The 18,919-nt window shown below is 49.8% G+C and carries 25 protein-coding genes; 3 read left to right on the forward strand and 22 right to left on the reverse strand.

The window, feature by feature from the left end:
- Window positions 1-118: 118 nt before the first annotated feature.
- Window positions 119-448: a hypothetical protein gene (locus FD30_RS03430; protein ID WP_056943894.1), complete on the forward strand. Its 330-nt coding sequence runs from the start codon at window positions 119-121 to the stop codon at window positions 446-448.
- A 73-nt stretch (window positions 449-521) separates the two neighbouring features.
- On the opposite strand, the gene FD30_RS03435 is transcribed toward FD30_RS03430, so the two are convergent.
- From FD30_RS03435 to FD30_RS11720, 3 genes are read right to left on the reverse strand one after another with little or no spacing between them, the layout of a single operon-like run.
- A complete protein-coding gene (locus tag FD30_RS03435; RefSeq protein WP_056943895.1) occupies window positions 522-728 on the reverse strand; it encodes a hypothetical protein in 207 nt (68 codons plus the stop codon).
- A 42-nt stretch (window positions 729-770) separates the two neighbouring features.
- Window positions 771-1,349 (reverse strand): GGDEF domain-containing protein, encoded by a 579-nt coding sequence (locus FD30_RS11715; protein WP_225426458.1) that lies wholly within the window; start codon window positions 1,347-1,349, stop codon window positions 771-773.
- A complete protein-coding gene (locus FD30_RS11720; protein ID WP_225426459.1) occupies window positions 1,346-1,780 on the reverse strand; it encodes a hypothetical protein in 435 nt (144 codons plus the stop codon). Before FD30_RS11720 ends, FD30_RS11715 begins: the two co-directional genes overlap by 4 nt.
- A 392-nt stretch (window positions 1,781-2,172) precedes the next feature.
- Between FD30_RS11720 and FD30_RS03445 the strand changes: the two genes are divergently transcribed.
- Complete coding sequence (locus FD30_RS03445) at window positions 2,173-2,844, forward strand: EAL domain-containing protein (RefSeq protein ID WP_056943896.1); 672 nt, start codon at window positions 2,173-2,175, stop codon at window positions 2,842-2,844.
- Window positions 2,845-2,889: 45 nt separating this feature from the next.
- Here FD30_RS03445 and FD30_RS03450 read toward each other — a convergent pair whose 3' ends face one another.
- The 5 genes from FD30_RS03450 to FD30_RS03470 form a co-directional block, all read right to left on the reverse strand.
- Window positions 2,890-3,936: an LCP family protein gene (locus FD30_RS03450; protein WP_056943897.1), complete on the reverse strand. Its 1,047-nt coding sequence runs from the start codon at window positions 3,934-3,936 to the stop codon at window positions 2,890-2,892.
- Window positions 3,937-4,060: 124 nt separating this feature from the next.
- Window positions 4,061-5,083 (reverse strand): lipoate--protein ligase, encoded by a 1,023-nt coding sequence (locus FD30_RS03455; RefSeq protein WP_056943898.1) that lies wholly within the window; start codon window positions 5,081-5,083, stop codon window positions 4,061-4,063.
- A 51-nt stretch (window positions 5,084-5,134) separates the two neighbouring features.
- A complete protein-coding gene (locus tag FD30_RS03460; protein ID WP_056943899.1) occupies window positions 5,135-6,550 on the reverse strand; it encodes an APC family permease in 1,416 nt (471 codons plus the stop codon).
- A 143-nt stretch (window positions 6,551-6,693) separates the two neighbouring features.
- Window positions 6,694-7,356 (reverse strand): potassium channel family protein, encoded by a 663-nt coding sequence (locus tag FD30_RS03465; protein WP_024746901.1) that lies wholly within the window; start codon window positions 7,354-7,356, stop codon window positions 6,694-6,696.
- Window positions 7,357-7,368: 12 nt separating this feature from the next.
- Window positions 7,369-8,727 carry a TrkH family potassium uptake protein gene (locus tag FD30_RS03470; RefSeq protein WP_056943900.1) on the reverse strand — a complete coding sequence of 453 codons (1,359 nt, stop codon included), beginning with the start codon at window positions 8,725-8,727 and terminating at the stop codon, window positions 7,369-7,371.
- Window positions 8,728-8,911: 184 nt separating this feature from the next.
- On the opposite strand from FD30_RS03470, the gene FD30_RS03475 reads away from it, so the two are divergent.
- Window positions 8,912-9,685 (forward strand): SDR family NAD(P)-dependent oxidoreductase, encoded by a 774-nt coding sequence (locus tag FD30_RS03475; protein WP_056943901.1) that lies wholly within the window; start codon window positions 8,912-8,914, stop codon window positions 9,683-9,685.
- A gap of 64 nt (window positions 9,686-9,749) precedes the next feature.
- Here the strand turns inward: FD30_RS03475 and FD30_RS03480 are convergent, their stop codons facing one another.
- The 14 genes from FD30_RS03480 to FD30_RS03540 all read right to left on the reverse strand — a co-directional run bounded on the left by FD30_RS03480 (window position 9,750) and on the right by FD30_RS03540 (window position 18,831).
- A complete protein-coding gene (locus FD30_RS03480; protein WP_056943912.1) occupies window positions 9,750-10,661 on the reverse strand; it encodes an aldo/keto reductase in 912 nt (303 codons plus the stop codon).
- 158 nt (window positions 10,662-10,819) lie between these two features.
- Window positions 10,820-11,212, reverse strand: a complete 393-nt coding sequence (gene rpsI / locus FD30_RS03485) for a 30S ribosomal protein S9 (RefSeq protein WP_011668466.1) — start codon at window positions 11,210-11,212, stop codon at window positions 10,820-10,822.
- Window positions 11,213-11,225: 13 nt separating this feature from the next.
- On the reverse strand, window positions 11,226-11,669 hold the full coding sequence (rplM, locus tag FD30_RS03490; protein WP_024746896.1) for a 50S ribosomal protein L13: 444 nt from the start codon (window positions 11,667-11,669) through the stop codon (window positions 11,226-11,228).
- A gap of 148 nt (window positions 11,670-11,817) precedes the next feature.
- A complete protein-coding gene (truA, locus tag FD30_RS03495) occupies window positions 11,818-12,615 on the reverse strand; it encodes a tRNA pseudouridine(38-40) synthase TruA (RefSeq protein WP_056943902.1) in 798 nt (265 codons plus the stop codon).
- Window positions 12,616-12,628: 13 nt separating this feature from the next.
- On the reverse strand, window positions 12,629-13,429 hold the full coding sequence (locus tag FD30_RS03500; RefSeq protein WP_056943903.1) for an energy-coupling factor transporter transmembrane component T family protein: 801 nt from the start codon (window positions 13,427-13,429) through the stop codon (window positions 12,629-12,631).
- Window positions 13,422-14,297: an energy-coupling factor ABC transporter ATP-binding protein gene (locus FD30_RS03505; protein WP_056943904.1), complete on the reverse strand. Its 876-nt coding sequence runs from the start codon at window positions 14,295-14,297 to the stop codon at window positions 13,422-13,424. Before FD30_RS03505 ends, FD30_RS03500 begins: the two co-directional genes overlap by 8 nt.
- Window positions 14,243-15,112 (reverse strand): energy-coupling factor ABC transporter ATP-binding protein, encoded by an 870-nt coding sequence (locus FD30_RS03510; protein WP_056943905.1) that lies wholly within the window; start codon window positions 15,110-15,112, stop codon window positions 14,243-14,245. Before FD30_RS03510 ends, FD30_RS03505 begins: the two co-directional genes overlap by 55 nt.
- Window positions 15,113-15,387: 275 nt before the next feature.
- Entirely contained in the window at window positions 15,388-15,771 is a 384-nt protein-coding gene (rplQ, locus tag FD30_RS03515) for a 50S ribosomal protein L17 (RefSeq protein ID WP_024746891.1), read from the reverse strand.
- A 30-nt stretch (window positions 15,772-15,801) separates the two neighbouring features.
- Entirely contained in the window at window positions 15,802-16,752 is a 951-nt protein-coding gene (locus FD30_RS03520) for a DNA-directed RNA polymerase subunit alpha (protein ID WP_056943906.1), read from the reverse strand.
- 86 nt (window positions 16,753-16,838) lie between these two features.
- The gene (gene rpsK / locus FD30_RS03525) at window positions 16,839-17,228 is read right to left on the reverse strand and encodes a 30S ribosomal protein S11 (RefSeq protein ID WP_024746889.1); all 390 of its coding nucleotides are present in this window, start codon (window positions 17,226-17,228) and stop codon (window positions 16,839-16,841) included.
- Window positions 17,229-17,257: 29 nt separating this feature from the next.
- Complete coding sequence (gene rpsM / locus FD30_RS03530) at window positions 17,258-17,623, reverse strand: 30S ribosomal protein S13 (protein ID WP_024746888.1); 366 nt, start codon at window positions 17,621-17,623, stop codon at window positions 17,258-17,260.
- Between the two features lie 25 nt (window positions 17,624-17,648).
- Window positions 17,649-17,768 carry a 50S ribosomal protein L36 gene (gene rpmJ, locus FD30_RS11400; RefSeq protein ID WP_008855781.1) on the reverse strand — a complete coding sequence of 40 codons (120 nt, stop codon included), beginning with the start codon at window positions 17,766-17,768 and terminating at the stop codon, window positions 17,649-17,651.
- A 30-nt stretch (window positions 17,769-17,798) separates the two neighbouring features.
- A complete protein-coding gene (gene infA, locus FD30_RS03535) occupies window positions 17,799-18,017 on the reverse strand; it encodes a translation initiation factor IF-1 (RefSeq protein WP_011668477.1) in 219 nt (72 codons plus the stop codon).
- Window positions 18,018-18,180: 163 nt separating this feature from the next.
- Window positions 18,181-18,831, reverse strand: coding sequence for an adenylate kinase (locus FD30_RS03540; protein ID WP_286162515.1), 651 nt, complete (start codon window positions 18,829-18,831; stop codon window positions 18,181-18,183).
- Window positions 18,832-18,919: the final 88 nt, after the last annotated feature.

An 18,919-nucleotide genomic window follows, 5' to 3' on the forward strand; every position in this document is an offset into this window, starting at 1 on the left:
AAGCATATGCAACAATTATACTCGGATAACCTTCATTTGCAATTATCATCCCACGAACAAAACTGGTAATCCAATGAAAATTTGTTACAATATAACCACCGAAGGGAGTAAGCAAATCGTGGCGAGCAATTCAGATTCCATCTACAACGTTTTGACCTATATTCACCGGCATCCCCAACAGGTTGCCTTCATTCAACAACGTAACAGTAACGTGGTTACCGTAGGCGTGCCTGACGACGTTCCCGTCGCCAACGTTGACCTCTACTTTCCGGATGGTCATCTAGTTGTCAACCGGATGAGTGAGGACTTTCTCGCCATGCACGGCGACCTACTCAACGATTTCTTTATTCGCACACACGGTTCAAAGACCGCCTACCGGAACGTCTGGATCACCACGGGCCACGTGGTCGATCAACGGGCTTACCTGGTCGAGCTTTCATTCGAATAAGGACAAGCCCAAAGAGGAGGCTAGGACATCGACTGTCCTAACCTCCTCTTTTTTCACCTAAAATTGGAACCGCTCAGCGACTGACTAATGTTCTCGCCGCCCAGACACCACCAATCACGAGTATCAGCAGCAAGAAGACCTTGAAGAGGGCTGCAAACGCTAGTAAAACCACGCCCCCAACAATCACGGCCCCCACCAGTCCTAACAGCCAGCCGGCTAAGCCAAAAACTAGCCGTAAAACGAAAAACAGTAACACTAAGCATAACAGGCCTAAAATCACACAGAAGCCTCCTCATCTTAATCGTCTACTCATCCCCGTCGCTTAATCGACCGTAATCTGCATCCGCCCGTTTTTCTTTGAGTGGTACAGGTTAGCATCGACTCGCTTGTAGAAGTCTAACGGGTTACGGTCCTTCACTGCTAGTGAAGAAACACCGATGGACAAGGTGACGTGAATCACATTTTCATTGTACTTAACGGATAATTGGGCCACCGCGTTGAAGACATCTTGCGCGACCGCTTGTGCTTGTTCGACCTTATAACCGGGTAAGATCACGTTAAACTCTTCACCCCCGGTCCGATAAAGCGTCAGCGTTTCGCCGTCCTTTTTTAGGACGTTGCTGACCGCACTCGCAATCCCTTTTAACACTTCATCCCCGGCTAAATGTCCGTAGGTATCATTAATATGCTTAAAATGGTCGATATCGAACATAATCATCGCTAAATCCCGGTGATGGGCGACACTGTGCTGAAATTGGTACCCAATCTCGCGGTCGTACGCCGCGTAATTCTTAACGCGTGTCAGCGCATCCCAATTAGCCGCTTGGAACAACCGGTCTTTGATTCGCCGGTCTTTATTCTGTAACTTAAAGTACCCGTACATCAATCCTGCTAAGATCATGTAGTTATGAGCTCTTCAACGTAGGTCCGCCACGAAAGCGAGAAGCGAAACTTGACGAAGAGCCACAGTGCCATGGCAAAAATCAACGTCGTCATGAGGTACCGCATTAGAGGATGCGGCCACATCCGGACGCTCTGCGCATAGGCCACCACGTAAAAGGCCCCGAAGATGAAAGTGTATACCCACGACAACGGCTCTTGAATGTTGCCGTTGATCAGCATGAACACCACCGCCACAATGACAATCATCCAATAAGGAATCCGTATCTGGAGAAAATACGCGACGAACAGTAGAATCAGTAACTGGAAGCTCGTGAACGTCCACGATAGGTGACTGTCCCGGACCAACATTTGTAACGCTAAGATCGATACGGATGCACACAGTGCCCCCACCCAGATCTGGACGTGGTTCAGATTGACAGGTTTATTCAAAGATTCTGCTTTTGCAGTCACCCAATTAAAGATTGACCAGTACAGGGTAATAACCCCTAACACAAAGAAAATACTAGTCACAAACGGGGGAACTAGCCACATGGACCAGGTCATTGATATCAGGCTCCTCATTAATTAAAGTTCAATCGATTAGTCGCATCGTTAATAAACCGATTCGCTATTTTAGCGGTTAATAAGATTAACATCTACCACTACTATAAAACATTTTTCGTCTTAAAACCATAAAATATACATTATCCAAGCTAGTTATTCAGACTTATCTGGGAACGTTCCCATAAAAATCGCTATTTTTAGGCCCGTGGGGCTACTCAGCTTCCAGAAAATACAGTATCATAAAGACACTGACTCAAGTTAAGGAGGTAGGATTGGTCATGTACCGTTATTTTTTACAACCCCAATTGGACGCGTCCAATAACTCGTTGATTGGTTACGAACTCTTAATTCGCCAACAGGTTGCTGGTAAATGGGTTCTCCCCCACGATTTTGCGTCCATCCCCATTGACGTCCAAGCCGATCTCATTCGCCGGACCGCTCAGAAAATCATCTTAAAGGTTGGCTCGGTCTCTTTCAACACCAACCAGAGCCAATTCATCGACCCCACCATCGCGCAAGCCATTCTATCCGCGCAAAAACAGATTTACCCAATGAACCTTGTCTTGGAAGTCACCGAAGAAGTGACCGACCAACATGTAACGAACCAACAAATTATTGACCAAGTTCACTACTTTGACGAACATGGCATCCAACTCAGCCTAGATGATATCGGCACGGGGATTAACACCTACGACCACATCAAACCGATTCTTCCCTACGCGAGCGAAATCAAATTCGCCATGCAGAATTTTCGTCAGGAAGGGCGGGCCGCTGAGATTCCCGATGCCCTTGCCTTTTGGAAACAGGTTGCTGACCAGCACCGCTTACGGCTGATCCTGGAAGGGGTCGAAAATCAAGCCGAACACGATATGGCCAACGATCTCGGCATCGACTACCGCCAAGGCTGGTTCTACGGCAAGCCCCACTTACTCAAACTCGATGGTGATTAAAAATGAGCACCCCAAAAACGGGATGCTCATTTAGTTTGCCATAATTTAGTAACCACCGCCACCGCTATTCTCACCATTCTGTGCAGTTGTGGTACTGGTTGCTTGGCCCGTTGAATCCTGGTCAGTGGTTAACGCAATCTGACCGGTCGTGGCGTGAGCCAACCCCAATCCCGTCCGAATGAAGTTCGTGACCCGTTGGAGTTCTTTTTGACTCGCCACTTCCATACTTTGCGCATTCAACATCTCACTGGTTCCCTGTAAGTGGGTACTCTTGATGTGGTGGGTCGCACTCCGGTAGCTACGGACCAACGCAGTCAGGTCATTGAAGGTCAAGTCAGTCTGGGTCTGCTTACTCAAGGAACTAATAAAGTCCTGGTTTAGCAACGTCGAAACCGAATTACTTTGATTCAACAACGCCATAATGACCTTCCGTTGCCGCGTTTGACGTCCATAATCCCCTTTAGGGTCATCATCCCGCATCCGCGCGTAAGCTAAGGCCTTCTTCCCGTTCATGTGGGTGGCGACCCCCTTTTTAAACGTGAACCCGCCGTAACTAAAGCTAAGGGACGGCTTCAGGGTCACCCCACCCACTTCATCGATGATCTTTTCCATTCCCCCCATGTTGATGATGGCGTAGAAATCAATGGGGATGTTCAACATTTTTTGAACGGTGGTAATGGCCGTTTTGGACTTTCCGTACGCGTAGGCTGCGTTGATCTTCGCGGGCGAAAGGTTCTCATACCCGGGGATGTTGACGGCCGTGTCCCGCGGGATACTGGTAATCGTCGTCTTATTGGTCGTTGGATTGATGGTCACCACCATCATGCTATCCGTACGTCCTTGAAACGTCCGACCTAGGGCCCCGGTATCCGTCCCCATCAACAGGATCGAAATCGGCTTTTTTTGTGCGAGTTGCTTATTCACGTTCCGCAATTTCGTCACGCCCGAAGCCTTATAGGATTGCTTAACGGAGTTCTGGAGACTCTGATAGCGATGCATCCCGTAAGCCACCCCACCGATGATTAACGCGAGTAGGAGAAACAGGAGGGTATTTCGAACTGGGTGTCGCCGTCTGATTTGTCGTCGTTGCATTGCTTAGTTAGCCATCCTTTCGCCCGCATGGTTACAATGGTGCGGGATTTACTGATTCCCCCATTATAGGGAGTGCATCTTAAAGATTTCTAAGCCCCCCTGAATCTTTACCAAAACCCAAGAATTAAGCATCCTGCGGTTGTTCCGCCAATAATTGCACCAGTGCCGCTGCCGGAATCTTACCGAAGTAACTGGCGACATCCAGTTGTGCAAAGACTGCTTGAATCGCTTCAGGCGTGTACGCAATGCCTTGCAACCGGTCAGTGACCTCCGTAATGGGCCGCTGACCGAAGAAGTCCCCGTGAATCTGAATCGCTGCGATATGTCCCTGGACCACGTTCAGGTCAAATTCGACGGTTCCGGCCGCAAAATGCTTCCGTCGCGTCACGGCATAGTCTGGATCACTTCCGTAGATCCAGTCCCAATTATTAAAGTACTGGTCGACCAGTTGCTGAATGCCTTCCTGATCCGTCGCGGTCAATTGGTAGCGTCGAGCTGCCGCTAAGTCCGTGACCCCCAAGATTTCTTTGGCCAAGGTATCCCGAAACGCTTCGATCGTCAGGTGTTGGTACTTAGGCTCAAAGTACGGGCGCAAGTTCGTCACCCGACTCTTGACCGACTTGATGCCTTTAGTGGCCAATTTATCCGCCGGCACATTTAAGGCGTTGGCAATCTGGGTCTGATCAACGTCATACATCAAGGTTCCGTGGGAGAACATACGTCCTCGTTCCACGTGCATTGCATTACCGGAGAATTTTTGACCATTGATCGTCAAGTCGTTCCGACCGGTCATCGCCGCACCAGTGGCCCCCATTTGATGGAGGGCCTTAATCACCGGATCCGTGAACCGCTTGAAATTCCCCACAGCATCCCCATCGTCTCGGGTAATGAAGCTAAAGCTGACATTCCCCAAGTCATCGTAGACCGCACCACCGCCAGATGTCCGTCGGGTCAAAATAATCTGGTGATCCCGGACGTACTGTTGGTTGATCTCCGCTAGAACGTTCTGGTATCGGCCCACAATAATGCATGGAGAATTAATATAGAAATACAAAATCGGTTCCGTCAAATCGGCATGTTCCATGAGATAGGTCTCCACCGCCAAGTTGCGGCGAATATCTGTACTTTCACTGGTTAAATAACGCATCTCGTCACTCCCTAAGATAGTCTTGGGTCTATCTTACCACTGATGTAAGCGTTATCGGTTGACCAATTCTGACCGTACCCGACTGTGATGATACCCGTAACCGCCATAAACCAACAGACCAATGACCACCCAGATTCCGAAGGCCTCCCAGGTGAACCGCTGGAGCTGACTCATCAGATAAAGGCAGGCTAAAAACGAAATAATGGGTAACCAGGGATAGCCGGGAACCTTAAAGGCCGTATCGAGGTTCTTGAACCGTGCGTCTCGCCGTAAGAAGACGATTCCTAACGAGACCATGGCAAACGCCGACAGGGTCCCGATATTCACGAGCTCCGCAATCTTATCAATGGGAATCACGGCCGCAAAGACACTCGCAATCCCCCCAAAGATCCAAGTATTGACCACGGGAACCTGAGTCTTGGTGTTCAAGCGCATCAGGGGCCGTGGTAACAGGCCATCCCGACTAATCGCAAAGAGCAACCGGGTTCCCCCGTAGGACATCACAATCAGGACCGTCGTCATCCCCACAATGGCCCCAAAGGAAACCACGCCCGCTGCCCAATCCTGGTGAATCAGGTTGAGTGCTAAGGCCACCGGGTCGGCAACGTTCAACCGACTATAAGGGACCACGCCAACCAGGACTGCGGCTAACCCAATGTAAAGAACCGCCGCCACTAGCAAGGACGCAATGATACCAATCGGCATATTTCGCTTAGGATTCTTGACTTCCTCACTCGCCGTCGAAACGGCATCAAACCCAATATACGCGTAAAAGGCCACCGCGGCTCCCTTAAAGACACCGTTGACCCCAAATGGCAATAGCGGGTGGTAGTTAGCTGGCCGGACGTAGAAAATCGCGATGCCGATAAATAAGAGAATCACCAAGATCTTAACCACTACCATGACGTTATTGACCTTAGCCGACTCCCGGATGCCCTGTGAGAGCAAGCCCGCCACGATCAGCGTAATGCCTAACGCAATGATGTCGATGCCCCCGCCCTGAACGCCCGCCGTGCCGGACGCTGCCCGCCAAAAGGACGGCAGGGTCACCCCGAAGCCGCGTAAGAGGTTCTGAAAGTACGACGACCAGCTCACCGCGACCGACGAGACCGCAAATAAATATTCCGAGATCAACGCCCATCCTAACAACCAAGCGGCAAATTCACCGAAGACGGCGTACACGTAGGTATAGGCACTCCCGGCCAGTGGAATGGTCGAGGAAAACTCCGAGTAACACAGCGCGGCCAACGCACAGACTACGACCGCAATCATAAAGGAAAACATGACGCCGGGGCCCGCATACTTGGCCGCAATGAGTCCCGGGGTGATGAAGATACCTGACCCCACAATGGCGCCGATTCCCATGGTCGTCAGACTAAACGCCGTTAGGGTCTTCGCCAACCCCGTCTTCCGATAAAGGTCCGTCTGAACGGGTTTCTTCACAAACAGGTGCCACGATTGGTGCATCTTGGTCCCTCCCTTCTAAAAATTTAAAATGAGAATAAGATTAGATTAATTAACACATTTTAATTTTATTCGGTCCACTTGTCAATGGGTGGCTTCTAAAAAAGCGATGACCGGTCAATCCCAGTCATCGCTTCCAATCTGCTTTACTTTTTCAAGGCTTCATCCAACGCTTCCACGCTCTTGACCGGTCCCACCACCGTTAACACATCGTGCAACCGGACGACCGCCGTGGGTTGTGGCGAGATATCGACGTCGTTGCCCCGCTGAATGGCAATCACGTTCAAGTCAAACCGTTGCCGTAAGTTGAGCTTCACGAGATCCTGATCGACAAACGTCGGGTCCGTGATCACCACTTCAGCCAGGGTGTAATCTTCACTTAAGTCAATGAAGTTCAAGATATGGTTCGATAATAGCTTTCGGGCAATGCCGTGACCCATGTCCCGTTCTGGGAAGACCACTTGGTCCGCACCGACCCGCTTTAAGACCCGACCATGGTCACTGGTTTCGGCCTTCGCAATCACCTTTTTAGCCCCCTGCTCTTTCGCCAACAGGGTGGTCAAAATACTGGCTTCCATGTTATTACCAATTCCCACGATCACGTAATCGAAAGTGTCGATATTCAGTCGCCGCAAGACCTCTTCATCCCGCGTATCCGCAATCAACGTCTGCGTGGCCACGTCCATCAGTTCATTGACCCGGTCTTCGCGACAATCCACCGCTAAAACATCTTGTTGCATGTTCGCTAACGTCCGGACCACGGCTTCACCGAAACGCCCGAGTCCCAAGACTGCAAAGTTCTTTTTCATAAGAAGTTCTCCCTAACCAATCAAAATATTTTCTTCCGGATACCGGAGTCGGCTGACCCGCGTTTGCCGTTTCGATAAGGCGTATAAGGACGTAAAGATGCCAACCCGGCCAACGAACATCAAAATCATGATAATCACTTTACCAATCACCGTCAAATGCGGGGTTAGGCCTAGGCTTAACCCCACCGTCCCGAAGGCAGACAACACTTCAAAGACAATGTACTCCAGGCCGTAGCCCTGTGGAATCTTTTCCGTCTGCGTCAAGACTAGGGTCGCCAGCGTAATCACAATGCTGGCCAAGAAAACCAGCAAAAGGGCCCGGCTAATATTGGCTTGACTGAAGCGCCGCTTGCTGAACTCAACGTCCTCACGCCCGCGTAACTGCGCAATGCTCTGGAGCATCAAGACCCCAAAGGTGGTGGTCTTGATCCCCCCGGCCGTGGAGCCCGGGGTCCCCCCGACAAACATCAGGATCATAATCAAGAAGACACTTCCGGAGTGGAGTGAGTCCGTCGGTAGCGTAATAATCCCCGCCGTCCGGGGCGTCACACTTAAGAATAGGGTGTTCACGGTGCGGTTAACCCACGACATCTTCCCCGCCAGACTAGAGAGGTTACCTTCCGTGACCAGCAAAATAACGAAACCTAATACGAATAACGTGCCCGTAGTGGTCAAGGTCAGCTTAGAGTTCAAACTTAACCGTTTACGTTCATGGTAAAGCAACAAGTCACGCCAGACCAAGAAGCCTAAGCCCCCACCTACAATCAGGATAATCGTCACGATCAACACATACGAATCATTTTGGAAGGCCATCAGGCTGTTGCCAAATACGTCGAAGCCCGCGTTACAAAACGACATCACGGAATGGTAAACCGACACGTAAAGGCCCCGTTTCCAACCAAACCGGGGAACAAAGTCCCAAGCCAATAAAAAGACCCCGCCAATCTGAAAAAAGGCGGATAACCCAATCACGTACTTCATCACACTTTTGGTATCACTAAGGTTTTCCAGGTTCAGGGATTCTTTGACCAATAATTGCGTGGACAGTCCCATACTACGGTGGCGCCGAATAATGTTAAAGAGCAACACCGCAAAGGTCATGTACCCCAACGCCCCAATTTCAGCCATCCCCAAGATCACCAACTGGCCAAAAATCGACCAATGGGCCGCGGTGTTCACCACGGTTAACCCCGTGATACAGGTCGCCGAAGCGGCCGTGAACACGACGTCAATAAAGGCCGTTCCTTGCTGATGAACCGTTGCAATCGGCAGACTCAGAAGAATGGTCCCCAGAATAATCAGCAGAATGAATCCGAAGACCATTTTCTTCGATAATGTATTAAAAAAGTTCAATTTTACCAGTTTTTTCATATGTGCCTGCCTTATGTCTTTAAATATCTCTCACTAGCTTAAGCCTTATTCCCGGGATAACGCAAGCGATTCTTGCCAATTTCTCTCCCCAACACCGGTCCCTAAATATTGGCCGTTGACAGGGCGCCTGCCACCAGCCTATATTAACGCCAGAGGCTTTTAATCTTTCGAAGGGGTGACGCAAATGTCTACATTTAATCGTCAAAGTTTTGATTTAACCGGTAAAGTGGCACTGATTACTGGTGGGGCTAGTGGTTTAGGCCAAAACTACGCCATAGCCTTATCGCTATACGGGGCTGATATCTTCGTGGTCAGTCGGCAACAGACCGGCTGGGAGACTACCCGACAAAAAGTTGAAGCGAACGGCCACCAAATTGCTTTTCTGCAACAAGACATCACGGAAGAAGGGTGTGCCCCCCGAATCATCCAACAGGTCATTGACCGTTTCGGCCACCTAGATATCCTGGTCAATAACGCGGGGATGCAACGACGGGATGACGTCTTGGCCTTTAAAGACGCTGATTGGCAACGGGTCATCGATGTCAACCTCAACGCCCTCTACTACCTATCACACGCTGCCGCCCAAGTGATGGTCCCACAAGGTCACGGTAAAATCATCAACATTGGGTCCATGCAGTCCTACCGGGCAGGAAAGTACATCTTCCCTTACACCGCCAGTAAACACGCCGTCTTAGGCCTAACTAAAGCCTACGCTGACGCGCTGGCACCTTACCATATCCAGGTCAATGGCCTAGCACCCGGCTACATTAAGACGGACATGACCGTCGCACTCCAGCAAGACCCGGTCCGGGGGCCCGAAATCAAAGCGCACATCCCTTCCGGTGACTGGGGCGTCCCGGACGAACTCATGGGACCCATGGTCTTTCTGGCCAGCGCCGCTTCCGATTACGTCACGGGGGTCATGTTACCCGTAGACGGCGGGTACCTCCTGCGGTAAAAATCTAATCCAACAGAAAGTGGCCTAAGACATTCGCCTTAGGCCACTTTTGATACACTAATGGTTACTTCTGATACTTAGCCGTATCATCCCAAGATGAGACAAAATCCTTCATCGCTTTGGGATCCGTCGGGTTATGCCAAGCAAAGTCCTCATACCACAAGCCCCGCTTCTCCTGGTCGAGCGCTTGGATGGCCGCCACGTCATGCTCACTCAACGTAAAGTCGCCAATCTGGCTGTTTTCCAAGATACGCCCGGAATGAACGGACTTAGGAATCGTCACAATATTTTCTTGATAATCCCACCGTAAGATAATTTGTGCGGGCGTCTTATGGTACTTGTGCGCCAATTCTTGAATCACGGGTTGATTCAACGATGCCCCGCCGCCTAATGGGGACCAAGCTTCTAACTGGATCCCGGTGAGCCGCATCAACTGGCGTAATCCGCGCTCTTGATTAAGCGGATTGAATTCCATCTGATTGACCACTGGCGTCACCGCTGTCTTGTCCAATAAGTTCGTGAGACGTTCTTGGTCAAAGTTGGAAACCCCAATCGCGCGTACCTGACCATTACGATAGAGTTCCTCTAAGGCGCGCCAAGTGTCGATATACTTCCCATCGACTGGCCAGTGAATCAAATAAAGATCGACGTAATGAAGTTGCAACTGCTTCAAAGTCTGATCGAAAGCCCGTAGCGTGCTGTCATACCCCTGATCGCCGTTATATACCTTAGTAGTCACAAAGAGGTCTTTTCGATTCAATCCCGTCGCTAACAGACCATTGCGAATCCCAGCACCCACGCCGGCTTCGTTACCATACTGTTTAGCGGTATCAATCAACCGGTAGCCCTGTTGAATGGCTGCACTCACCGCCTGATCAGTCGCCGTGTTGGACGCCTTCCAAGAGCCTAAGCCTAACCGTGGCATCGTAACACCGTTATTTAAGGTGATGCGTTGATTTAAAACAGATTCTGGCATCATTAAAAATCCTCCCCTTCTCTAATACCACCCCTAGTTTAGTGCCGGTCTTCAATTGAACGCAATCGGCACGCTTGGGAAGGCGTTTTGCTAAACAAACCAAAAAAGGCCCCACATCGCTGTGAGCGCCTTTTGGTTGCACCAAGGTAATCCTGAGATTAACGCTTGGAGAATTGTGAAGCTTTCCGGGCCTTCTTGAGACCTGGCTTCTTCCGTTCTTTCATTCGAGCGTCACGGGTCAACAGACCTGCACGCTTCAATGGGCCACGGAAGTCTGGGTCAACTTCGAGCAAAGCCCGTGCGATCCCATGACGAGTAGCTCCAGCTTGGCCAGAGAAACCGCCACCACGTACAGTAACTAAAGCATCGTAGTTACCAAGCGTTTCCGTAACGTTGAAGGGTTGTAAAACCACTTCACGGATACTTGCAAATGGAATGTAATCTTCGATTGCCTTGTTGTTCATGACAATCTTACCTGAACCGGGTACTAAACGTACACGGGCAGAAGAGTTTTTACGACGGCCAGTGCCGCGATATTGAACTTGTGCCAATTGGGTTTCCTCCTTAAATTAGGTTCGTGATGTCTAAGACTTCTGGCTTTTGTGCTTCATGCTTGTGGTCTTCACCAGCATAAACGTGAAGCTTCAAGGCCATTTGGTGACCTAATGAGTTCTTCGGAAGCATGCCTTGGACAGAAGTTTCGATTAACTTTTCAGGGTTTTCATCCCGGAAGTTACCAGCGGTCCGTGACTTCAAACCACCAGCGAAGTGAGTATGGTGGTAGTAAATCTTGTCCGTGGTCTTACGGCCAGTCAAAGCAATCTTGCTGGCGTTGATAACGATCACGTTATCACCAGTGTCCACGTTAGGGGTGAACGTTGGCTTGTTCTTACCACGTAAGATAGAAGCGACGACGGAAGCAAGCCGACCTAAACTAACGTCAGTTGCGTCGACGATGTACCATTTACGGTCAACGTCGTTTGGTTTTGCCATATAAGTTGTACGCACGTTAAATTCCTCCATAAATCTGTGTTTGTCTGACACCAAGTAAACTTTCCGGGGCTTATCGTGGGGCAAACAATACCAATGACCATAATACAAAGAAAACCGGCTAAAGTCAATGGCTGATTACCCCGGCACTGAAAATTTCAGGACTTTATCGTTGATGGGGTGGCAATTTAGTTGGATGTTGCGGATCTTCACCCTGGTAATAGACGTGCTTAAGATAGAGTCCCGCTGCCGGGGCGGTGCGCCGTGCCTGCCGACGGTCCTTAACTTGATAGAGCCGTAGCACGTCATGGACCGGCCGGGTCCCCGACCCAATCTCCACCAAGACCCCCACCATGATTCGAATCTGATTATACATAAAGCCGTTGCCGTAGAATTCAAAGACCAGTTCGTTATTGGCCTGATCTACCCGACAAGTGGCTTCGTAGATGGTCCGGACAAACGTCCGCGTCTGCGCGCCCGAGGCAACAAAACTGGTGTAGTCATGTTCCCCTACCAGGTCCGCTAACGCCAGCCGAATCTTCGCTAAGTCCACTGGGAATTTCCAGTGACCAGTGTAGTTCCGCTTAAAGGGGTTACGGAACTCGCCTAGATCCATGCGGTACAGATAGCGTTTACCCGAAACGTCGTACCGGGCATGGAAGGTCTCTGGCACCAACTCCACCTTAGTGATCTCCATATCTAACGGTAACATACTGTTGAGTCCCTTATGCATATTCGCCGCTGGGATCACAAACGGTAGGTCGAAATGCACGACCTGCGCTAAGGCATGGACCCCCGCATCCGTTCTCCCCGAGCCGTAGACGACAATCGCCGGATCGGGATGCTTGGCCATTTTGTTCACGATTTGGGTCAAGACGCCTTCAACGGTCCGTTTATTGGGTTGCCGCTGAAAACCAGCAAAAGCCGTTCCATCATACATCAAAGTTACTTTATAGCGTTGCATAGTTTATCCTCTCTCACCAACGACGACTAATCAGGATGAGGACCAACCCCACCCCAAAAATAATCCAAGTCACCGTATCCCGTCGTTGCCAAGTTAAGATACGGTACTGACTGCGATGTTCACTGTCCTGGTACCCGCGGGCTTCCATCGCGGTTGACAGGTCCTCTGCGCGGTTAAAGGCACTCATAAATAGCGGAACCATCAATGGAATCAGGGATTTGGCCTGCTTGACCAGGCCCCCTTCGCCAAAATCGACCCCGCGGGCCCGCTGCGCGTTCATGATCTTCTGCGCTTCATCCATCAACGTAGGCACGAACCGTAGCGCGATTGAAAGCATCATGGCAAGAGTATCTACGGGAACGTGTAACCACCGCAAAGGACGCATTAATGACGCTAACCCGGTAGCAATGTCCAGCGGTTGGGTGGACAGGGTCAGCAGCGTCGACATCATAATGATTAATAAGAACCGAATAAAAATAAACCCGGCATTGATCAATCCTGACTGGGTGATATTAATAAACGCCCAATGCCAGTAGACTTGTCCGCCTACGGGACTAAATAAAATCTGCAATAACACCGTAAAAATAATCAACCAAATCAGGGGCCGGATTCCCCGCATTAAAAATCCCAACTTAATCTTCGAGGCTGCGATGGCCCCCAACGTTAAGATAATCAAGATGAGGTAGCTCACCCAGCTATTTGCTAAAAAGACCAAAATAATATAACAAAAACTAAGAAGTAGTTTATTCCGGGGATCGAGACGATGCACCACCGAATTTAAGGGCAGGTACCGGCCAAAAATAAACTTAGACATGGGTGCCACCTCCCTGCGGCCACTGCTGGGCGATGGAATCGGCTAAAGCCTCCGCGCTTAGCGGGAGACCCGCTGGCCATTGAACGCCCCGCTGCGCCAATTTCTGGGCGAATTTAGCCGCTCGCGGGACATCCAGCTGGTGGGCTCGTAGCCACGCAGGATCTTGAAAGATTTCCTGCGGTGTTCCCGTCTTGACCAGTCGCCCGCCTTGCATCACCGCGACCTGCTCAGCGTAAGCCACCACATCTTCCATTTGATGGGTCACTAAGACGATGGTTAATCCCTGTTCTCGGTGTAATCGGTCAAAGAGGGCCATCATTTCTTGGCGCCCCTGCGGATCTAACCCCGCAGTAGGTTCGTCCAGCACTAAGATTTGGGGGTGCATGGCCAAAACACCGGCAATTGCGACCCGGCGCATCTGGCCCCCTGAGAGGTCAAACGGTGAGCGTTGGGCATAGCTGGCATCCAATCCAACTAGATCCAACATGGTGGTGGCTAATTGATTGGCCTGGTCAACACTGGCCCCAAAGTTACGGGGACCGAAAGCAATGTCTTTTTGAATCGTCTCTTCGAACAGCTGACTCTCAGGGAATTGAAAGACCATGCCCACGTGTTGCCGCAAAGGTTTTAAAGCAGCGTTAGTCGTCTGCGGCGTAATCGTAAACTGGTCGATTTGAATCTCACCGGCTGTGGGCTTAAGTAGTGCGTTCAGCTGTTGAATCAGCGTTGATTTTCCACTCCCCGTATGGCCAATGATGGCCAAGTAGCCATGATCCGGCACCGTTAAGGAAATATCCGTTAAAGCTGGCGTTGCTAAGGGCGTCCCTGCTTGGTAGGTGTAGTCGACGTGTTTAAAAGCGATTGACATAGCCACGCCTCCATTTCTTCTGTGGTTTGAAAGTCCTGCGGAGCGGCGATTCCTCGGGCGCGTAACTCAGCGGCTAACTTCACCGTGAAGGGAACGTCTAATCCCGTTTGAATCAGCGCCGTTCCCCGCGCAAAAATTGTTGCGGGAGTCGCTTCTTCGATTAATCGACCGTCATCCAACACCAAGATTCGGTCAGCGCTGGCAGCTTCATCAATATCGTGTGTAATCGAAATAACGGTCAGTTGCTGCGTTTGGCGTAACTCACGTACGAGTTCTAAGACGGCCTGGCGTCCTTGGGGATCTAACATGCTGGTTGCTTCATCCAAGATTAAGATCTTAGGCGCAATGGCCACAACACCAGCCAAGGCGACGCGTTGCTTCTGACCGCCCGACAACGAAGCCGGCTCACGGTGTGCAAACTGCGTCATGCCAACCTTAGCTAGCGCTGCTTGGACCCGTTTTTGCATGGTCGCACGCGGAACCTGTCGATTCTCCAACCCAAAGGCAACGTCATCGGCGACCGTGGCACCCACAAATTGATTATCCGGGTTCTGAAAGATCATCCCAATCTGCGCCCGAACATCCCAGACCGTCTCAGGAGACAGTTGAATCCCTCCGACCGTGACCGTTCCCTCCTTGAAGGGCAACAGGCCGTCAATCGCTCGGGCCAAAGTAGATTTACCACTCCCGTTATGGCCCACGATGGCTAGCCACTCCCCTTGGTGAACATCAAAGCTCACCCGGTCTAAGGCGTGCCGGTCGCCACTATCGGGATACTGGTATGAAAGTTGTTGTACTTCAATAATATTTGCCATTCGCGCAGATTCTCCCTTTAAAAAGTCACCGCTAATTATACCAAAGAATCACCAACATTCGTAGGGCTTCTCCCATTGTCCGTCAGCCATCGAATTTTGGGTACAAAAAAATCACTAACAAACCAGCGGCGCTGAGGCTTTCGCCCCCATTCAAGCTAGACTCGGGGAAATCCCATCATCATAACGCTCTATACCACATGGTCCTAGTGATTTATGTGTTACCTATTACCGCACACTAAGGGGCGCGATCAGCCCGAAAACCTTAACTAATCAGATTAGTCAACGAATTCCAAGATTGCCATTGCAGCACCATCACCGCGACGAGGCATCGTCTTTAAGATCCGCGTGTAACCACCGTTACGGTCCGCGTACTTAGGTGCTAATTCGCTGAACAGCTTTTGCAATGCGCTGGTAACTTTGATGTCATCGCCGTCTTCCTTAACATCGGCAACTACGTTACGAACGAACGCAGCAGCTTGACGCCGGGCGTGCAAGTCGCCTTGCTTACCTAACGTGATCATCTTGTCGGCAGTCTTACGAACTTCTTTAGCGCGTGCTTCAGTCGTTTCGATCCGACCGTTTAAGATTAAACTAGTGGTCAAGTCGCGTAATAAAGCTTTACGTTGAGAACTAGTCCGTTGTAATTTACGGTAACTCATAACCAGAAACCCTCCTTTGAGTGTCTAAAATTAGTCTTCTTTCCGAAGTGACAAACCGAGATCGGCTAACTTTGCCTTAACTTCTTCCAGGGACTTGCGACCCAAGTTACGAACCTTCATCATGTCCGCTTCCGTCTTGTTAGTCAATTCTTGAACCGTGTTGATACCAGCACGCTTCAAGCAGTTGTAAGAACGAACTGACAAGTCGAGCTCTTCGATAGTCATCTCAAGCATCTTTTCCTTGTGAGTTTCTTCCTTTTCAACCATGATTTCCGCATTCTTAGCTTCGTCCGTTAGGTCAACAAACATTGCTAAGTGTTCGGTCAAGATTTTCGCAGCTAATGAAATGGCCTCGCTAGGATTGATTGAACTGTTCGTCCAAACATCTAGGGTCAATTTATCATAGTCAGCCCGTTGGCCGACCCGTGCATTCTCTACTTGGTAGTTAACCCGTTCGATTGGGGTGTAGATCGAATCAACAGCTAAAACACCAATTGGCATTTCGGTATTCCGAGCTTTGTTTTCGTCAGCGGAAACATAGCCACGGCCCTTATCTGCTGTCATTCGCATGTGGAAGGTTGCCCCATCAGCGACCGTCGCAATGTACAGGTCTGGGTTCAACACATCAACATCCGCCCCAGCGACGATATCACCGGCAGTGACCTGTGCAGGTCCCTTAACGTTGATCTCCATCGTTTCTTCCTGATCGTCAGCGCCATTAAGCTTCAACGCGATTTTCTTGACGTTCAAGATAATCTGCGTAACGTCTTCAACGACGCCTTCGATAGTCGAAAACTCATGCAGAACCCCGTCGATTTGAATGCTGGTAACGGCTGCACCAGGTAATGAAGAAAGCAGGATCCGACGTAATGAGTTCCCTAAGGTAGTCCCATAACCTCGTTCCAACGGTTCGACAATAAACTTGCCGTAATTGCTGCTCTCATCAATTTTATGAATGTTAGGCTTTTCAAATTCAATCATTCTTATCGTTTACCCCTTTCAAACCGCGTTGAGCTCCTATAAGTCAATCCCATCATGAAGGATACCTTCATAAATGAAACGCTCAATTAAACCCGACGACGCTTTGGAGGACGAGTACCGTTATGAGGCACTGGCGTCACGTCACGAATAGCCGTAACTTCGATACCAGTAGCTTGGATTGCACGAATAGCAGATTCACGTCCTGAACCAGGACCCTTAACAGCAACTTCAACGGACTTTACACCGTGTTCCATAGATGCCTTAGCAGCAGCTTCGGCAGCCATTTGTGCGGCGAATGGCGTTGACTTCCGACTACCCTTGAAACCTAAGGCACCGGCTGATGACCACGCAATTGCGTTCCCTTGAACGTCAGTGATCATTACTAAAGTATTGTTAAACGTAGCATGAATGTGCGCAACACCGGATTCAATATTCTTCTTGACCCGACGCTTGCGACTAGTTCTTCTAGTAGCCATAAAAGATTTAAACCTCCCTTATTACTTAATTACTTCTTCTTCCCGGCAATCGATACGGCTTTACCCTTACGAGTGCGGGCGTTGTTCTTGGTATGTTGACCGCGAACTGGCAAACCGCGACGGTGACGCATCCCACGGTATGAACCCATTTCTTGTAAGTTCTTGATGTTTAAGCTGACTTCACGACGTAAGTCACCTTCAACCTTGTACTTGTCGACTTCTGCCCGGACCTTGTCTTCTTGGTCTGGCGTTAAGTCGCGAACTCGTACGTCTTCGGAGACACCAGCATCAGCAACAATCTTGTGTGCCGTGTTGATACCAATTCCGAAAATGTAAGTCAAACCATAAGCGATACGCTTATCACGTGGTAAATCCACTCCAGCAATACGTGGCATTACTTGCACCTCCTGTTAAATTAAATTACTTACCCTGGCGTTGTTTGTGCTTAGGGTTGGCAGAGCAAATGATCATAACTCGGCCCTTACGCTTGATAACCTTGCAGTGTTCGCACATTGGCTTAACTGATGGTCTTACTTTCATGATAACCCTCCTACTTCTGTCAAAGACGGTTTACTTAAAACGATAAGTAATCCGGCCTTTAGACAAGTCATACGGTGACATTTCAACAGTTACTCGATCACCAGGCAGGATTCGGATGTAGTGCATCCGAATCTTACCAGAAACGTGAGCAAGAATCTCATGACCGTTTTCTAATTCGACCCGAAACATCGCGTTAGGTAATGTTTCAGTAACTTTACCTTCGACTTCAATGACATCGCTCTTCGCCACGAAAGTACCTCCCTTTTGATTGTGTTCAAAACACGTGGAAAAGTGGCAGGGACACGATTCGTCTCCCCACCTTGCACCTGCGAATTGCGACAGCGCGCCATTTACAGGCTAAACCTGAATAAGCTTACCATAATTCCCTTGCTGACGCAAGAAGAGTGTTAGCTTAAAGGGTTTTGAGGATTTTTTCGATGTCGACGTAGACGTCATCGATGTCCCGGTCACCATCAACGGTGTACAACAAGTTCTTCTTGGTGTAGTAATCAACCAGTGGCGTGTTCATCTTAAGATTAACCGCCAAGCGATTCTTCACCGTTTCCGGCTTGTCGTCTTCCCGTTGGTAGAAGTCATGACCGCCGCAGACATCACAAGTGCCTGCAACCTTGGGATTATTGTAGAGCTTGTGGTAAGTGGCGCCACAAGTCCGGCAGATAAACCGACCGGATAACCGCTCTACCAACACATCCGGTTCAACATGAATGTTGATCACGGCATTGATCGTCCGACCTAATTCTGGGCCAAAGCTGTCCAATGCTTCAGCTTGAGCCAGTGAACGGGGATACCCGTCCAACATAAAGCCGTCCTTCACATCATCCTGAGCCAACCGATCTTTAACGATCCCGTTCGTGACTTCGTCGGGAACCAATTCACCTTTGTCGATGAACTTTTTCGCGGCAACGCCCATTTCAGTTTCGTTCTTCATCGCATCACGGAAGATGTCTCCCGTTGAGATGTGTGGTAAGTGGAACTCTTCAATAATCTTTTGAGCCTGAGTCCCTTTACCGGCACCTGGCAGACCCATAAGAATTAAGTTCATTGCTGTCATGTTCGAACTCCTCATTTCCTAATCGTAAACTTAGCCTTAAATACACAAGCAGGTGTGCTAAAAGAATTCAACACACCCG

Source organism: Levilactobacillus namurensis DSM 19117 (genome assembly GCF_001434785.1).
Taxonomy (GTDB): Bacteria; Bacillota; Bacilli; order Lactobacillales; family Lactobacillaceae; genus Levilactobacillus; species Levilactobacillus namurensis.

Excerpts from the sequence above, each read along its gene's own strand:
- FD30_RS11715 (WP_225426458.1), bottom strand. The coding sequence starts at position 1,349 with ATGATCTTAGCAGGATTGATGTACGGGTACTTTAAGTTACAGAATAAA.
- FD30_RS03445 (WP_056943896.1), top strand. The coding sequence starts at position 2,173 with ATGTACCGTTATTTTTTACAACCCCAATTGGACGCGTCCAATAACTCG.
- FD30_RS03450 (WP_056943897.1), bottom strand. The coding sequence starts at position 3,936 with ATGCAACGACGACAAATCAGACGGCGACACCCAGTTCGAAATACCCTC.
- FD30_RS03455 (WP_056943898.1), bottom strand. The coding sequence starts at position 5,083 with ATGCGTTATTTAACCAGTGAAAGTACAGATATTCGCCGCAACTTGGCG.
- FD30_RS03460 (WP_056943899.1), bottom strand. The coding sequence starts at position 6,550 with ATGCACCAATCGTGGCACCTGTTTGTGAAGAAACCCGTTCAGACGGAC.
- FD30_RS03465 (WP_024746901.1), bottom strand. The coding sequence starts at position 7,356 with ATGAAAAAGAACTTTGCAGTCTTGGGACTCGGGCGTTTCGGTGAAGCC.
- FD30_RS03470 (WP_056943900.1), bottom strand. The coding sequence starts at position 8,727 with ATGAAAAAACTGGTAAAATTGAACTTTTTTAATACATTATCGAAGAAA.
- FD30_RS03475 (WP_056943901.1), top strand. The coding sequence starts at position 8,912 with ATGTCTACATTTAATCGTCAAAGTTTTGATTTAACCGGTAAAGTGGCA.
- FD30_RS03480 (WP_056943912.1), bottom strand. The coding sequence starts at position 10,661 with ATGCCAGAATCTGTTTTAAATCAACGCATCACCTTAAATAACGGTGTT.
- truA (WP_056943902.1), bottom strand. The coding sequence starts at position 12,615 with ATGCAACGCTATAAAGTAACTTTGATGTATGATGGAACGGCTTTTGCT.
- FD30_RS03500 (WP_056943903.1), bottom strand. The coding sequence starts at position 13,429 with ATGTCTAAGTTTATTTTTGGCCGGTACCTGCCCTTAAATTCGGTGGTG.
- FD30_RS03505 (WP_056943904.1), bottom strand. The coding sequence starts at position 14,297 with ATGTCAATCGCTTTTAAACACGTCGACTACACCTACCAAGCAGGGACG.
- FD30_RS03510 (WP_056943905.1), bottom strand. The coding sequence starts at position 15,112 with ATGGCAAATATTATTGAAGTACAACAACTTTCATACCAGTATCCCGAT.
- rplQ (WP_024746891.1), bottom strand. The coding sequence starts at position 15,771 with ATGAGTTACCGTAAATTACAACGGACTAGTTCTCAACGTAAAGCTTTA.
- FD30_RS03520 (WP_056943906.1), bottom strand. The coding sequence starts at position 16,752 with ATGATTGAATTTGAAAAGCCTAACATTCATAAAATTGATGAGAGCAGC.
- rpsK (WP_024746889.1), bottom strand. The coding sequence starts at position 17,228 with ATGGCTACTAGAAGAACTAGTCGCAAGCGTCGGGTCAAGAAGAATATT.
- rpsM (WP_024746888.1), bottom strand. The coding sequence starts at position 17,623 with ATGCCACGTATTGCTGGAGTGGATTTACCACGTGATAAGCGTATCGCT.
- rpmJ (WP_008855781.1), bottom strand. The coding sequence starts at position 17,768 with ATGAAAGTAAGACCATCAGTTAAGCCAATGTGCGAACACTGCAAGGTT.
- FD30_RS03540 (WP_286162515.1), bottom strand. The coding sequence starts at position 18,831 with ATGAACTTAATTCTTATGGGTCTGCCAGGTGCCGGTAAAGGGACTCAG.